The organism is Acinetobacter sp. MYb10, from assembly GCF_002980175.2.
Classification (GTDB): domain Bacteria; phylum Pseudomonadota; class Gammaproteobacteria; order Pseudomonadales; family Moraxellaceae; genus Acinetobacter; species Acinetobacter guillouiae.
Window position 1 is genome coordinate 1,036,082 of the sequence record NZ_CP058272.1, and the last position, 14,395, is coordinate 1,050,476.

18 protein-coding genes are annotated in these 14,395 nt (G+C 36.9%); 12 read left to right on the forward strand and 6 right to left on the reverse strand.

Annotated features, from left to right (window positions below; all coding sequences use genetic code 11):
* Positions 1-50: 50 nt before the first annotated feature.
* From CQZ96_RS05005 to csrA, 11 genes are all read left to right on the forward strand, one after another.
* Positions 51-713: a LexA family protein gene (locus CQZ96_RS05005; RefSeq protein WP_105712908.1), complete on the forward strand. Its 663-nt coding sequence runs from the start codon at positions 51-53 to the stop codon at positions 711-713.
* Positions 714-760: 47 nt separating this feature from the next.
* The gene (locus tag CQZ96_RS05010; protein WP_105712909.1) at positions 761-1,102 is read left to right on the forward strand and encodes a hypothetical protein; all 342 of its coding nucleotides are present in this window, start codon (positions 761-763) and stop codon (positions 1,100-1,102) included.
* Between the two features lie 294 nt (positions 1,103-1,396).
* Complete coding sequence (locus CQZ96_RS05015; RefSeq protein WP_105712910.1) at positions 1,397-1,864, forward strand: hypothetical protein; 468 nt, start codon at positions 1,397-1,399, stop codon at positions 1,862-1,864.
* Positions 1,864-2,166, forward strand: a complete 303-nt coding sequence (locus tag CQZ96_RS05020) for a hypothetical protein (protein WP_105712911.1) — start codon at positions 1,864-1,866, stop codon at positions 2,164-2,166. Before CQZ96_RS05015 ends, CQZ96_RS05020 begins: the two co-directional genes overlap by 1 nt.
* Positions 2,167-2,168: 2 nt before the next feature.
* Positions 2,169-2,951 (forward strand): hypothetical protein, encoded by a 783-nt coding sequence (locus tag CQZ96_RS05025; protein WP_105712912.1) that lies wholly within the window; start codon positions 2,169-2,171, stop codon positions 2,949-2,951.
* 12 nt (positions 2,952-2,963) lie between these two features.
* The gene (locus tag CQZ96_RS05030) at positions 2,964-4,307 is read left to right on the forward strand and encodes a hypothetical protein (RefSeq protein ID WP_105712913.1); all 1,344 of its coding nucleotides are present in this window, start codon (positions 2,964-2,966) and stop codon (positions 4,305-4,307) included.
* On the forward strand, positions 4,304-4,573 hold the full coding sequence (locus CQZ96_RS05035; protein ID WP_105712914.1) for a hypothetical protein: 270 nt from the start codon (positions 4,304-4,306) through the stop codon (positions 4,571-4,573). Before CQZ96_RS05030 ends, CQZ96_RS05035 begins: the two co-directional genes overlap by 4 nt.
* A 57-nt stretch (positions 4,574-4,630) precedes the next feature.
* Positions 4,631-4,894, forward strand: a complete 264-nt coding sequence (locus CQZ96_RS05040; RefSeq protein WP_105712915.1) for a hypothetical protein — start codon at positions 4,631-4,633, stop codon at positions 4,892-4,894.
* Between the two features lie 9 nt (positions 4,895-4,903).
* Complete coding sequence (locus CQZ96_RS05045; protein ID WP_004820804.1) at positions 4,904-5,119, forward strand: hypothetical protein; 216 nt, start codon at positions 4,904-4,906, stop codon at positions 5,117-5,119.
* A gap of 208 nt (positions 5,120-5,327) precedes the next feature.
* Positions 5,328-6,608 (forward strand): aspartate kinase, encoded by a 1,281-nt coding sequence (locus CQZ96_RS05050; RefSeq protein ID WP_004721171.1) that lies wholly within the window; start codon positions 5,328-5,330, stop codon positions 6,606-6,608.
* A 243-nt stretch (positions 6,609-6,851) separates the two neighbouring features.
* A complete protein-coding gene (csrA, locus tag CQZ96_RS05055; RefSeq protein ID WP_004721174.1) occupies positions 6,852-7,103 on the forward strand; it encodes a carbon storage regulator CsrA in 252 nt (83 codons plus the stop codon).
* Between the two features lie 79 nt (positions 7,104-7,182).
* On the opposite strand, the gene rnhB is transcribed toward csrA, so the two are convergent.
* The gene (gene rnhB / locus CQZ96_RS05060) at positions 7,183-7,752 is read right to left on the reverse strand and encodes a ribonuclease HII (protein ID WP_056510505.1); all 570 of its coding nucleotides are present in this window, start codon (positions 7,750-7,752) and stop codon (positions 7,183-7,185) included.
* 249 nt (positions 7,753-8,001) lie between these two features.
* The gene (locus CQZ96_RS05065; protein WP_004721179.1) at positions 8,002-8,379 is read right to left on the reverse strand and encodes a hypothetical protein; all 378 of its coding nucleotides are present in this window, start codon (positions 8,377-8,379) and stop codon (positions 8,002-8,004) included.
* 224 nt (positions 8,380-8,603) lie between these two features.
* On the opposite strand from CQZ96_RS05065, the gene CQZ96_RS05070 reads away from it, so the two are divergent.
* Complete coding sequence (locus tag CQZ96_RS05070; RefSeq protein WP_004721181.1) at positions 8,604-9,155, forward strand: cytochrome b; 552 nt, start codon at positions 8,604-8,606, stop codon at positions 9,153-9,155.
* Between the two features lie 102 nt (positions 9,156-9,257).
* On the opposite strand, the gene CQZ96_RS05075 is transcribed toward CQZ96_RS05070, so the two are convergent.
* From CQZ96_RS05075 to CQZ96_RS05090, 4 genes are all read right to left on the reverse strand, one after another.
* Positions 9,258-9,614, reverse strand: a complete 357-nt coding sequence (locus CQZ96_RS05075) for a hypothetical protein (protein WP_105712916.1) — start codon at positions 9,612-9,614, stop codon at positions 9,258-9,260.
* A gap of 71 nt (positions 9,615-9,685) precedes the next feature.
* Positions 9,686-10,687: an adenosine deaminase gene (locus CQZ96_RS05080; protein ID WP_004721186.1), complete on the reverse strand. Its 1,002-nt coding sequence runs from the start codon at positions 10,685-10,687 to the stop codon at positions 9,686-9,688.
* Between the two features lie 121 nt (positions 10,688-10,808).
* Positions 10,809-12,128, reverse strand: a complete 1,320-nt coding sequence (locus CQZ96_RS05085) for an NCS2 family permease (protein ID WP_004721188.1) — start codon at positions 12,126-12,128, stop codon at positions 10,809-10,811.
* 854 nt (positions 12,129-12,982) lie between these two features.
* Positions 12,983-14,392 carry an efflux transporter outer membrane subunit gene (locus CQZ96_RS05090; protein WP_105712917.1) on the reverse strand — a complete coding sequence of 470 codons (1,410 nt, stop codon included), beginning with the start codon at positions 14,390-14,392 and terminating at the stop codon, positions 12,983-12,985.
* Positions 14,393-14,395 lie beyond the last annotated feature (3 nt).

Sequence of the window (14,395 nt, forward strand, 5' to 3'; positions counted from 1 at the left end):
TTCATATTAGTTGCCTAATATTATTTTCATAACTAATGTGAGTTTTTAAAATGCTTAAAGATAGACTTAAAGAAGCCAGAAAGAACGCTAAGAAGTCTCAGGCTGATGTGGCTGAAGCTATTAAAATTACACAATCAGCATATAGTCAGTTAGAGACAGGACGTGTTGACTCTTCTACTCACCTTCCTGCTATAGCTAAATTTTTAGGTGTAGATGCTTATTGGTTGCAAACAGGTGTGGGATCTTCAACTGTAGGAAAGCAGGATTCAAATTTTACTAATGTTGTAATCAATGAAAGCCCACTTTATAAAATTCCAATCCTTGATTTTGTTCAAGCGGGGATATTTCATGAATCAGGGTATGATGGGATTAATCCAAAGGGTGAAACTTATACAACTTATCGCAGTTGTCGTCCAGATAGTGTTTTTTCCCTTGAAGTTTCAGGATTAAGCATGTCTCCAGAATTTATGCCAGGTGATAAATTAGTAATTGACTCTGCAAAAGAACCTTATCCAGGCTGTTATGTTATTGCTCAAAATGGTAGCCATGAAGCAACTTTTAAAAAATATCGAGCAATTGGTTACGATGATCATGGTCGTGAAACTTTTGAATTAGTTCCACTAAATTCAGACTTTCCTACCATGAATTCAATACAACATGAGATTCGAATCATTGGAGTTGTTGTTGAGCACCTGAGATCGTTTGGAAAGTAGATAAGGATTTAAGAACATTGAGAAAAAATTTTCTATTGTGCGCACTAATGCTTGTAACTACTTTATCTCAGGCAGAAACATGGAAAAAGATTTATATTCCAATTAATAAAAATTATATTCAAGAAATATTTATTAATGAAAAATTTAAATTACTTTCAAATGGAAGGATTAGAGTAAGCTTCAAAGAATATGTTGGCTTTGTAGGTTCTTATGACTTACATCAGGTTGAAATTGATTGTAAAAAAAATGATGTTACTGATCTTGGCGGTCAACTTTTTGACAAAAATGGAAAATTAACAAAGTTTGATATAGCTAAAAAATCTAAAATTAATTTAAAAACAGATACTACATATAAGTTTATTTTTAATGAGGCTTGTAATCTTAGATAGGATTAGCTTCTTAGGGTTTAAAACTGGACCAAATAATATTCCTTCCAATGACAATATGAACCCTAAAATTATCAGAAAGACATGACATATATACAAATTTGACTTATCTCACCCTGCCTCATGCGGGGTTTTATTTTATGGATCAATAAACAAAAAAATAAAAACGCTAATAAATATATTAGCAAACTTATTGACTGTTAATATTAGTATGCTAATATTTATCTCATACAAAAACAAAACCCCCGAAGCCGACCAAAGCTATTCGAGGGTTTCTACTCAAAGAGTGAGATAAGTATGAACACAAAACCGCATTCAATCAATCCCGTTGTTACACATCGTGTACAGCCATTCAGCTTTATCAAAGTTGCAGCAATAAGTGGTTTATTCACAGTAGGTGCTATCGGTCTTACATATGATCAAAAAGCTACTGAATATAAACCTGCAGTAGTAGTTCCTAACACTGCCCCTTCTTCATATAGCATTCAAGCTTTAAAGGTCACTTCTGATTCATCAGGCATGGCCGTTGTTAAACTTGATAGCTTCTTACTTAAAGTTAGCTTTGATTTTGAATCTCATCCAGATAGCTACGGCGTACCTGGTTCAGAATTCACAACTGTTGATATTACAAACTTGGCAATTGAGAAAATCACGGACGTAAATGGTCAAGAATGGAATGACTTTACTGACTACAACGATCACCGAATGATTAATCAAATTATTGTCGGATATATCGAACGTAATAAATTAGTGGAGGCAATCTAATGAATACATCTACTCCTAAAAAATCAGAATTCATTAGTGATGAAAACGGCGAATTCCGTATGCGTATTTATTCATCTGAATACATTCAAAAAAATGGTGAAATTTACCGTGTAAGCAAATCAGGCTATTTGTTTCTTATCGAATTCGCAGAGCACTTAGAGAAACCTTGGATTAGCCTTAATTTTGAACGTGAGCGCAAATTCCAAAAACGTAAAGCGTTAGCAATCGGTCTTCAAAATTCAAATATTCCCTCTTACGAACGTCGCGCATATAAAAAGCGTATGGGCTGGACTGGAGCTTAATCATGACTAATTCAAATAATACAAACATGGATCTTTGGAATTCTTTAAGCATCACAGATCCAAAGAAAGTTAAACCGATTACAGGTAAATCTTATAAAGGCTCATCACCTCAACCGTATTGGTTAGTTCAACGAGCTACCGAGACTTTTGGCCCTTGTGGCCAAGGTTGGGGAATTGAAATAGTTCAACAAGGTTTTCAGCAATGTAATGCCGAAACAATGATGCATTATGCGACAGTCCGCGTTTGGTATATGCAAGAAGGTAAAAAGTGTTCAGTGGAACATATGGGCGGAACAATGGCCATGTATAAAACCAGTACAGGCAAAATGATATACGACGAGGATGCTCCTAAAAAATCAGTCACAGATGCAATGGTGAAGGCGCTTAGTTTTATTGGTTTTGCTGGTGATATTTTCTCAGGTATTTGGGATGATTGGAAATATCAAGAAATGGCTGCAGCACATTATAATGAGCAAAAACAACAGCCCTCTCAAAATCAAAATAATCAGCAAAACTCGAGACAGGCTCAACAACCGAATCGCAATCAAAATAATCAAGCTAGTGGCCAGCAACAAAAGCCATTGGCTCAGCGTTTTAACGATGCTCTAAACGCTATTAAAGATGCGAAAAATCCTCAAACCCTTGATAAAGCAATTAACACATTCAAAGGTACTCAATACGAGTCAGGTATATCAAAAGCCTGCCGTGCTCGAGCAGATCAAATGGGATGGAATGAAGCACCACCGATAAACCAAGTTCAACAACAAAATCAAATGCAGCATTGAGGAAAATAAAAAATGAACATTTTAAATGGAAATGAAGCTTTCGCAGCATTAATTGCTGGTAAAAATATCATGTGCCGTGCTGTAGGCGAGTTGATGGTATTTGACGATCTTGATCAATTCCCAGCTACTGTTTTTGCTATGCAGAATTATGAGTTTTGTATCAAGATTGATGAAATTACAATTAATGGATACACATTCTTAAAACCTTATTCTCTAGAAGAACTTTCAGAAGGACAAGATGTGTTTTTACTGGGTAATACTGGAAGTATTGTTAAAGGACAATTTATTCCTGAATATGAAGAACTCGTATTAGCAGTAAAAAATGGTTCGGTACAGCGTGACTTTGAAAGTGCCCAAAATCAAGCTAAAGCTATGCAAAGCTTACTTGGTATAAATAATGATTTAGTCTTAAAAGTTGTTAATTTTCAAGAATTCATGAAACCTGAAGCTAAACCCAAAAAAACTACACGTAAAAAAGCTGAGTCAAGTAGTGAAGTAGCTCAAGGCGTTGTTAAAGAGCCAACGACTGAAAGTCGTAAAGGATTCACTATTCAAGAAGTTTCAGAAATTGAAACAGATCCTACCTTAATAATTGATAAATTTGCAGCGCAAATTGCAAACTGTACTACGACAGAAGCTGTTCTTTTGTTACGCCCAGTGTTTTTTGCCAATGGTCATCTAGAGCGTGAACATACTCAACATCTTTGTAAGCTAACAGAGGATAAGTTGATAGAGCTTGATCCTGAACAATATACGCCAAAATTAACAAGCTTGGACAATCAAATTTATATAGATGGGATTAACTCTTGTGAGTCTGAGCAAGAAATTGAAATCACTTTAAGGGATCTTGATTCTCAAGGGTTTTCAGCAGAACAATTACTCGAAATTACGATGGCCAAAGAAAGCAAATTGGCGGAATTTAGCCAGCCTATCACAATCGTTTCTCAGGAAATATTGACCACCACAGAAGATTCATTAATTGCAGATGATAATTCTCCTGCATTGCATCCATATCAATCGGTTCTTGATGAGTTGATAGAACGTTTAAAGATAGTTAAGACTCCTAAAGAAGCAAACGCCCTATACAAATACACAATGAATTGGACTGAAGAAGAACGCAAGCCAGTTATGGATGCTATCCATAAACGTTTAGCTGAATTTAACCCACCAGAGAAATCCCAATCATCATTAATGGTAAGGATTCAAGAAGCAAAAACTTTGATTGAACTTACAAAACTTGAAGATGAAATAAGCGAATGTGATCCTCAAATTCAGGAAAGTTTAATGAGCTTTGTAAGTCAACGGCGTTCAGACCTCATGATGAAAACTGACATACCATGGGAAGCTAAAAATTGAAAACTGTAGTTAAAACCAAAAACTTAAGAGCTTTTCAAATTTGGTTGGAAAAGCTTGGATATGAAGTTAAAAATCTCAAATTTAAAGGTTTCACGGCGCGCATTAGCGACCGTGGAATCAAAAAGAAACATCACTATGTATTGGTAACTGATGGCTTAAATGGGAATACAGCAGCTTTTGAATTAGGTAAGGAATTTGAGGAGCACTTATCTTCACCAGATATAACTTTGAGGACTAAACATGGAAGGGTTTCTAATGTTGCTTGAAGTGACGATTTTATTAAATGGGTTCGTAATTATTAATTTAGATTTATGGTGGATGTAATGGATATAGCAAGTTTAAAACTTGAAGGAACACCCGCTGAAGTTGCAGAACAACTGTTCCAGCAAATGATTGGGCCTATGTTTGAGCATCTAAAAAAGACAGATCCACAAATGGCAATTGAATTTGGATTTTGCATAGCTGGTAATGCGATCGCTAGTTATATGAACAGTCTTGATGATGTTAATCAAGCTGAAAGGTTAATTATAAAGTCTACTCTTTCTATGGCTAATGATATTAAACGCTCTAGAAAGAAAATTTGCTGAGGTGTAAATATGGAAAAATATCTAACATCAAATAGTGTGTGTGAAATGTTTCATATTTCAAAACGCACCTTAAATAGATGGCAAGAAAAAACACCATGGGGTGTTCCATTCCCTGCCCCTGCATTTGGTTCGGATGGTGGAACAATGAAAAGATATCTTACAACTGAAGTAATAGCATGGGAAGAAAAGTGCCAAGTTTCTGAACCTGTTAAAAAGGCTATATAAATAGTATAAAAGTTAAAAATCGCAAAACTTAGTACTTTTAGTCTATTTCAATGATTGTTAGCGTATTTACGTTGCTATATACTGTCCCGAATTTTACGGCTTGCTAAAAAATTCAGTATTTTCATTTATGTACATATATGTGTACATAATAAAAGTCACGGTAAGCAGGAATAAACTTTACCTGTATAAATTCAAGGGTTTAGGCGTTATGGCATTAATCGTTCAAAAATATGGCGGTACTTCTATGGGTACTCCCGAGCGCATTTTAAATGTTGCTCGTCGTGTAAAGCGTTGGCATGACCACGGCCACAAGGTTGTAGTGGTTGTATCCGCAATGAGTGGTGAAACAAACCGCTTATTGGCTTTAGCGAAAGCCATTACCGAAACCCCTGATCCTCGTGAACTAGACCAAATGGTGTCTACGGGTGAACAGGTAACGATTTCAATGTTAGCAATGGCGCTCAATTCAATTGGTGTTGAAGCTAAGTCACTCACAGGTCGCCAAGTTGGTATCAAAACTGACAGCGCGTTTACCAAAGCCCGTATCGAATCTATTGATACAGATGTGATGACAAATCATTTGGATGCAGGTCGTGTCATTGTTGTTGCAGGCTTCCAAGGTTTCGACATTGATGGCAATACAACAACTTTAGGCCGTGGCGGTTCTGATACCTCTGGTGTTGCACTTGCTGCAGCATTAAAAGCAGATGAATGTCAGATTTACACAGATGTGGATGGGGTTTATACCACTGATCCTCGTGTTGCACCTAAAGCGAAAAAAGTTGATCGTATTTCATTTGAAGAAATGCTTGAAATGGCATCTCTCGGTTCTAAAGTATTGCAAATTCGTTCTGTTGAATTTGCAGGAAAATACCAAGTGCCTTTACGCGTATTATCAAGTTTTGATAATGACAATGATGGCGCATTCGACGAAGATTTCAAAAACAATGTCGGAACACTAATCACTACTGAAGCGGAAGACAATATGGAACAGCCAATTATTTCTGGTATCGCATTTAACCGTGACGAAGCTAAATTAACAATTTTAGGTGTACCTGATGAACCAGGTATTGCGTCTAAAATCTTATCGCCTATTGGTGCTGCAAACGTTGAAGTGGATATGATCATCCAAAACGTTGAAGAAGATGGCACAACTGACTTCACTTTTACCGTGAATCGTGGTGAACTTAAAAAAGCCAAAGCAATCCTAGAAGAAACGGCTACAGCGATTGGTGCGCGTGAAGTTGCTACGCGTGATGACATTGTTAAAGTGTCGATTGTTGGCGTTGGTATGCGTTCTCATGCAGGTGTTGCAAGTAAAATGTTTACTGCACTTGCAGATGAAGGGATTAATATCTTGATGATCTCGACTTCTGAAATCAAAATTTCTGTGATTATTGAAGAAAATTACTTAGAACTTGCAGTTCGTTCACTCCATACAGCCTTCGGTTTAGACCGTGAACATGGCGAATCGAGTGCGCGTGCATAATTTTTGATCAAATATAGCAACTTATTCGCTGTTTTGACCAAGAAAAAATCAGAGCCACTATAGTGTTTTCTATAGTGGCTCTGTTATATTAGTTTTTGAGGTTTTAGAGAAATTTCAATAGAGCAATGTGAAAATGAAAAATTTGTCACATTATTCTGTTAAAATTATCGGTGCTATTTAAAGTTGTGTTTTCTAGTTTTTAGAAATTCATCGCAGGTTTAGCGTTTAAGCAAGGAGATAAACATGCTGATTCTGACCCGCCGTGTCGGAGAAACTTTGATGATTGGGGATCAAGTCAGTGTTACTGTGCTTGGTGTTAAAGGCAACCAAGTTCGTATTGGTGTAAATGCCCCAAAAGAAGTTTCTGTACATCGCGAAGAAATTTATCAACGTATTCAACATGAGCGTGCTATGCACGAGCATTTGCAACATATTGATCAAGATTATCAACCTTCTTTTGAAGATGATAATTCGCAAAACACCTATAATCGTTAAGATTATAGTGGTTTTGGAAACTAAAGCGGCTTTTAAGCCGCTTTAAATTTTTATTGATCAGTAAAAAACATCATCCGTTTTATTCAAGACCCAGTGCTTTTTTGACTGGCGAATAGCTACGACGATGTTGATCAATCACCCCATGTTCAGCGATGGCGTCAAAGTGTGCTTTGGTTGGATAACCTTTATGTTTAGCAAAACCAAATTGCGGATACAACTTGTCTAGCTCAACCATTTCATGATCACGCGTTACTTTGGCTAAAATACTTGCCGCACTGATCTCAGCATGTAAAGCATCCCCACCTACGACCGCATCACAGCTCATGCTTAAGCCTTTAGGAACTTTATTGCCATCTACAAGCACATGTTCTGGTCGCGTTTTAAGTGCCTCTACAGCACGTCGCATCGCCAATAATGAAGCTTGCAAGATATTCAGCTCATCAATTTCTTGATGTGTTGCTTCAGCAATTGCCCAAGCAATCGCTTTTTCCTGAATCTCAATGAATAACTTTTCACGTTTTTTTTCAGTTAATTTTTTAGAATCATTTAACCCTTGAATTGGGTTGTTTGGATCTAAAATAACTGCAGCTGCAACCACAGAGCCAACCAATGGACCTCGTCCTGCTTCATCTACACCAGCAACTAACATTTTCTTTCCTATCCTAAAAGAAGCTCAACAGGTTTTATCTGAGTTCATACATCATCATCTTGAGATGATGACAGATCGAAAGCCCTTTTCTTTCTACATAACTTCAATCGACTGATCAAAATTTAGAATATTTTGCTTAGCGTGAAAGACGCCATTTAAAGAAAAGAGCATCAGTCCTAAGACCATGAATTTATCAACATACAAAAAACTGTATCAATAAATTCATATGTCTTTGATGCTTTAATGCAACTATCTCATCGCTTCTGCAACACATGCATTAATTGTTTTTGTCACGACATTTGAAACAATCGTAGCACGCGCTTGAGGATCTAAAGCAGCTGTTGCTAAATCTACAGTGCTAACACTTTGGGGTGCCTTTTCACTGACACAACCACAAATTTCACTTTGTACATTGTTTTTCTGGTCTGCAGTCATGACTTTTGTTGCAGTCTTCCAAGCAGGTAAATTATTCAGTTCAGTTGTACATTTCGCATTGATCGCGATTTTAAGCGCAACACCACCTAACTGCTGAGTTGTTGACGCTGCTGCAGCACCTGTTGGATCATTGGTCGCGCAAGCCGTTAGAGCTAAAGCGATTGAAGCAAGAAAGACAACGCGTTTTTTCACAATTTTTTCCTTTTTATGAGATAAAGCTAGGCTATTTTGCCTAAACTAACACTTGGATTAAACTAAAAATTTGAATAATCACCTCATTAGACGCTAAATGGATAAATATTTCACAATTATTGCTTTAAGCGTTGCAAATTTAAAACAATACGTTGAGTTTTTAGAACTGATTTCTTTTAATAAAATCCATATTATAAGCACTAAATTAAATTGGAATCTGTGTCATGCAACAAAAATCACAATACTATACAAGGACAGCACAATGGTTGCATTGGATTATGGCAATCATCTTTATTACCGCTTGGGTCATTGGTTTTTATAGTGGCAATTTTTTAAGCTATGATGTCGATGGACCGTTTAAAGGCGATGTCATTACTCTACATAAGAATATTGCATCGGTGATTATCTTTTTGGTCATTATCCGTATCTTTTGGCGATACACTCACCCTGCCCCTGAACTACCTGAAACCATGTCACCATTGATGAAAACTTTGGCTCATTTAGGTCATTTGGGTTTATATTTCATGCTATTGGCATTGCCAATCACAGGATGTTTATTTAGCTGGAGTGCTGGTCATCCCGTGCCTGTATTGTACTTATTTGAGATTCCAAGACTTGTACAAGATAATCCCGATTTAACAGCGATTGTTAAACCTTTACATATTTATATTTCATGGGCTGCTGGCTTACTTCTTGTCGGACATGTTCTCGCTGCGCTCAAACATCATTTTATTGATAAAGACAATGTATTGAAAAGTATGACACGACAAGGTTAGTCATATACAGATTAAAAAGCCTATTAAAAGCACATCAAAACGGTGTGCTTTTTTTATATTTTTATTGTGGTTTAAATTTATGGCGCTTTAAATTCTAGATCTTTACTTTAATGCTTCTTTCGCACAACCTTTTAAACTATTCATCACTGCTTGTTGAATCAGCTTATTTTTTGCAGCTTCATTAAAAGTTGCCATCACCAGCTGTTTAGCTGGTACATCGTTCAAAGCATTATCACTGACACAGCCACAGATTTTTTGCTGTGCATGTTGCTGTTGTGCAGCTGTCCATAAAAATGAGGATGCTTGCCAAATCTTTGACGCTTTTAACTCACTGGCACACTGCTGTTCGATTAAAGGCTTTAGCATTTTCTGCGTAATCGTTTCTGTGCTTGAGTCTGCACATGCAACAGTCACAGGTAAAATAATGAATAAGGTTAAACTTGTTGTTAAAAATTTCATCCTATTTCCCTCATGAAAAAAAAAGCAGTGTTCACACACTGCTTTTATATGCTTAAAGAATATAGCTTGATTTAAGCCAATTGATCAATTTGATTGTTCCATTTTTGCTTTTCTTCATTTGAAATAAATGACGCTTCAAATGAATTTTTTGCCAATTGCTTTAACTCTGTATTTGAAAGATCTAGTGCTTCAGCAATCGAAATAAAATTATCATTCATATAGCCACCAAAATAAGATGGGTCATCTGAATTGACAGTCACATGCACACCTTTTTGCAATAAACGATGAATATTATGTTGTGCCATATCATCCACCACACACAATTTTAAATTGCTCAGTGGACAAACAGTCAAAGGCATCTTTTCTGCAATTAAACGTTGCATCAGTGCTGGGTCTTCTTCTGAACGTACACCGTGGTCAATACGGTTTACTTTTAATAAATCTAAAGCTTCCCAAACATATTCAGCAGGCCCTTCTTCTCCCGCATGTGCAACCACCAAGAAACCTTCTTTGCGTGCTTGAGCAAAAACTCGTTCAAACTTAGCTGGTGGATGCCCAACTTCGCTTGAATCTAAACCTACAGCAATAATTTGATCTTTATACGGCAAAGCTTGCTTTAACGTTTCAAATGCTGCTTCTTCACTTAAGTGACGCAGGAAGCACATGATCAAATGAGAGCTTATACCCAACTTTGTTTGAGCATCATCGCATGCACGTTGTAGACCATTGATCACCGTTTCAAAGGCAACCCCGCGGTCAGTATGTGTTTGTGGATCAAAGAACATTTCAGTATGTACAACTTTATCTTCTGCACATTTTTCAAAATATGCCCAAGCTAAATCATAAAAGTCTTGTTCATTGATCAGTACATTTGCACCTGCATAATAAATATCAAGGAAAGACTGTAGATTATGAAAGTTATATGCTTGTTTAACTTCTTCTACAGATTTATACGGGATATCAATTTGATTACGCTGAGCTATTGCAAACATCAACTCAGGCTCAAACGTGCCTTCGATATGTACATGGAGTTCTGCCTTGGGTAAGGCACGAATAAGTTCTAATCTATTCACGTTTTTCCTCAAACTTATTAAATTAAATTTCAATCATCCAAATCGCTTGGATTCATTTCAATCTGATTAAAACAAAAAAGGGTGCAAACTTGAGTTTACACCCTTTTCTTATTTAAATTTATTAACCACCAAATGCAACGAATTTAATCACCCAAAGCACAGCAATGATCCAAACCATATATGGAACTGTTTTCGCTTTACCTGTAAATAATTTAACCAATGCATAGCTGATAAAGCCCATTGCAATACCGTCTGCAATAGAATAAGCAAATGGCATAAATACAATGGTTAAAAATGCTGGAACTGCTTCGGTAATATCATCCCATTCAATATTGATGATGCCTTGAATCATCAACACACCAACAAATAATAATGCTGGAGCAGTCGCAAATCCAGGAACAGATTGAGCCAGTGGTGCTAAGAATAAACACGCTAAAAATAAAATACCAACAACAACTGCAGTTAAACCTGTACGACCGCCTGCAGCAACACCTGCAGATGACTCAATATAAGGCGTTGTTGATGATGTACCTAAAGCAGCACCGGCAACAATTGCAGTTGAATCGGCAAATAGCGCTTTTTTCAAACGTGGTAATTTACCATCTTTCAATAAACCAGCACGATGTGAAACCCCGACCAATGTTCCGGTTGAGTCAAATAAATCAACCAAGAAGAATACGAAAATAACGCCGACTAAACTTACCGTAAATAAGTTTTCAAAATTCATTTGCATGAATGTCGGTGCAATAGAAGGAATCGAACCAACAACCCCTTTAAATTCATTTAAACCTAAAGCTGTTGCAATACCAGTGATTGCTAAAATACTGATAATAATTGCGCCACGAATTTTATAGTGGTGCATAATCACGATCAGGAAAAAACCCAATAAAGTCAGTAAGACTGTAGGTTGTTTTAAATCACCCAAACCCACCAAAGTTGCTTGATTTGCAACAATAATGCCTGAGTTTTTCAATGCAACCAGTGCAAGGAATAATCCAATACCACCACCGATTGCAAATTTCAATGACATTGGAATCGCATTGACAATGGCTTCACGGATTTTAAACATGCTAATTGCGATGAAGACAAGTCCGGAAACAAATACAGCAGCCAAAGCGGTTTGCCATTCAACGCCCATACCTAAACAAACGGAATAGGTAAAATAAGCATTCAGTCCCATACCTGGTGCAAGTGCAATCGGATAGTTTGCAACAACCCCCATGACCAAACAACCAATCGCAGCGGCTAAACACGTTGCCACAAATACGGCGCCATGATCCATACCTGTTTCTGAAAGAATCAATGGGTTAACAATGATGATGTAGCACATTGTTAAAAATGTCGTTAAACCTGCCAGTATTTCGGTTCTAAACGTTGTTTTGTTTTCGCTCAGTTTAAATAAGCGTTCAAGCAAACCCGCTGAAGGATTTGGATTCGTCATTGTTGAGCCCCTGTTAAGTTTGAGCTATTCGTTGATAAAATCGAGTTCATTTAAAAAAAATGCTAAATGCCGTCAATTAAGGCCATAATTCAGCATTCAATAAACATACCAAAATGACATTTCCGATAAAAAACTTGAATTAAAAAAGCTGCAGATTAGCAGCTTTCATTTTCTAGAAGGTTTAACGGTCGTTATCGATTACATATTACAAATTATAACATACAGTTTAAATAATTTTATCAATCTGATGCTTTTAGTCATCCAATTCATGTGAACTCAGAAGTTTAGTGCTTTAAGGATATACAGTACGTAAATCAAATCACCGTATTACTTACTTTTAAATGATTGTGATTATTAGGATTAGACTCAATTTTCCGAATGGTTAAATTCGCATCTTTGATAATATTTTGCATTTCTTGTTGTTTTTTCTGTTGCGAATCGACATAAGAAAAATAGCCTAGAAATATCACACTACTAAACACGAAAAAAGTTACAAGCTTTACCATTTCAAAATCAAATCAGGGTATAAATTTCGCTGATTATACACACAAATGTGACACAAATAACACTTTAACAATAAAATTGTCCGACAAATCACAAGTATTAACTTGCGCTTTCATAGTGCATATCAGGCTTTAAATCCTGCTATACATCTAAAATGGTGCTATTTGTTTTAAATGATGATAAAAAAACAACATGAAACTTGATGAATCATAGGCAATCTTTAAATACATAAAATTTTTAACAACAAGAGTTTAGACAGCTTAGCTTACACACTTTTAAAAGCATGTAAGCTTTTAAATCAATAAGATTTAAATACACTATTCAAAGATTTAAGCCAACTCACTTAAGTTTTACATAGGGCCTTCAACTGATATTCCACCTAAGGCTGCAATCAGTTGGGCTGTATTTTTTAACTGCAAATGCTTGAGCTGTAAAGTTGCCTGTTCCGCCTGTAAGGTTAAATTCTGTGCTGTGATCACTTCTAAATAACTGACTAAGCCAGCGTTATAGCGTCGAGTTACAACTTGTTCATTTTCTAAAGCAAGTTTAAATAGTTGAGCTTGTTCAGATTGTTGCTGTTTAAAACTGGATGACTGTAAAAGCGCGTCTTCCACCTCTTTCCAACCCGTTAAAACAGCCTGTCTATACGCTGCTGCTTTTTCAGCATAACTCGCTTGTGCTTGTGCAATCTCAGCCTTACGTTTTCCACCGTCAAATATCAATGCCGTTGTTTGTAATCCAGTCGACCACAAGTACTGTGGTGCTTGAAACAGTTGACTCAACACACGACTATTTACTTCACCCGTTAAACCAATACTGAGATCGGGTAACCATGCCGTTTGAGCCAAGCCCAATTGGGCATGTGTTGCAGCCAATTCACGTTCAGCACGGATTACATCAGGACGCTGGATCAGCATCCGACTTGGTAACTGAGTGGGTAATAGTGGAACTTTAAAGTGCTGTTCCTGTTTGGCCAATTGAAATTGAGCAACTGTTTTACCTTGTACCACAGCTAAAATATTTTCTTGTAAATCACGTTCCCGCTGGGTTTCTATCTGCTGGATTTGCACTTGCTTGAGCTGTGTTTCAGCCTGTATCACATCCGCGCGCGCAATCATTCCAGCAACATATTGGTTATTTAAAATTTTGACGGAACGCTGATAACTGTTTTGGGTTTGTCGTAAAACATCCAACTGCGCATCCAGTACTCGGATATTCCAATAGCTTTCTGTGCCCAATAATTGTTGATTGAGTTTAACTGCAGCTAAGTCAGCCTGTGAAGCCTCTAAATTTGCCTGTTGCCCTTCAACTGCTTTGGCGACCCTGCCCCATAAATCAGGAATCCAACTGACCTGAACACCCGTTGTAGATTGGTTATTTGGCGTACTGTCCTTTGTTCCACTACGTTGTGCAGAACCATTTAACTTTAAACTTGGCAAACGGTTAGCGCGTTGCTGCTCAAGTAAGGCATTGGCTTGTTGATATCGTGCTTCTGCTTGTTTCAGACTCAAATTTTCTTGATTCAATTGTTGCATCAATTGACTAAGAATAGGATCTTGAAAAATTTCCCACCAAGTGTTGGCATTGACTTCTAAGCTTGCGGTTTTTTTCCAATTTAAAACAGCATATTTATAATGATCATCCGTTTGAAGGACTGGCACTTTATATTCAGGCGGATGCAACACAACAGTAGAATTGCATGCAGTCAATATCAATAACACACTAAGGCACATGACATTTTTAACGATTAAACTCTGCATTAT

Coding starts and splice junctions, on each gene's coding strand:
- CQZ96_RS05005 (WP_105712908.1), top strand. CDS start 51: ATGCTTAAAGATAGACTTAAAGAAGCCAGAAAGAACGCTAAGAAGTCT.
- CQZ96_RS05010 (WP_105712909.1), top strand. CDS start 761: ATGCTTGTAACTACTTTATCTCAGGCAGAAACATGGAAAAAGATTTAT.
- CQZ96_RS05015 (WP_105712910.1), top strand. CDS start 1,397: ATGAACACAAAACCGCATTCAATCAATCCCGTTGTTACACATCGTGTA.
- CQZ96_RS05020 (WP_105712911.1), top strand. CDS start 1,864: ATGAATACATCTACTCCTAAAAAATCAGAATTCATTAGTGATGAAAAC.
- CQZ96_RS05025 (WP_105712912.1), top strand. CDS start 2,169: ATGACTAATTCAAATAATACAAACATGGATCTTTGGAATTCTTTAAGC.
- CQZ96_RS05030 (WP_105712913.1), top strand. CDS start 2,964: ATGAACATTTTAAATGGAAATGAAGCTTTCGCAGCATTAATTGCTGGT.
- CQZ96_RS05040 (WP_105712915.1), top strand. CDS start 4,631: ATGGATATAGCAAGTTTAAAACTTGAAGGAACACCCGCTGAAGTTGCA.
- CQZ96_RS05045 (WP_004820804.1), top strand. CDS start 4,904: ATGGAAAAATATCTAACATCAAATAGTGTGTGTGAAATGTTTCATATT.
- CQZ96_RS05050 (WP_004721171.1), top strand. CDS start 5,328: ATGGCATTAATCGTTCAAAAATATGGCGGTACTTCTATGGGTACTCCC.
- csrA (WP_004721174.1), top strand. CDS start 6,852: ATGCTGATTCTGACCCGCCGTGTCGGAGAAACTTTGATGATTGGGGAT.
- rnhB (WP_056510505.1), bottom strand. CDS start 7,752: ATGTTAGTTGCTGGTGTAGATGAAGCAGGACGAGGTCCATTGGTTGGC.
- CQZ96_RS05070 (WP_004721181.1), top strand. CDS start 8,604: ATGCAACAAAAATCACAATACTATACAAGGACAGCACAATGGTTGCAT.
- CQZ96_RS05075 (WP_105712916.1), bottom strand. CDS start 9,614: ATGAAATTTTTAACAACAAGTTTAACCTTATTCATTATTTTACCTGTG.
- CQZ96_RS05085 (WP_004721188.1), bottom strand. CDS start 12,128: ATGACGAATCCAAATCCTTCAGCGGGTTTGCTTGAACGCTTATTTAAA.
- CQZ96_RS05090 (WP_105712917.1), bottom strand. CDS start 14,392: ATGCAGAGTTTAATCGTTAAAAATGTCATGTGCCTTAGTGTGTTATTG.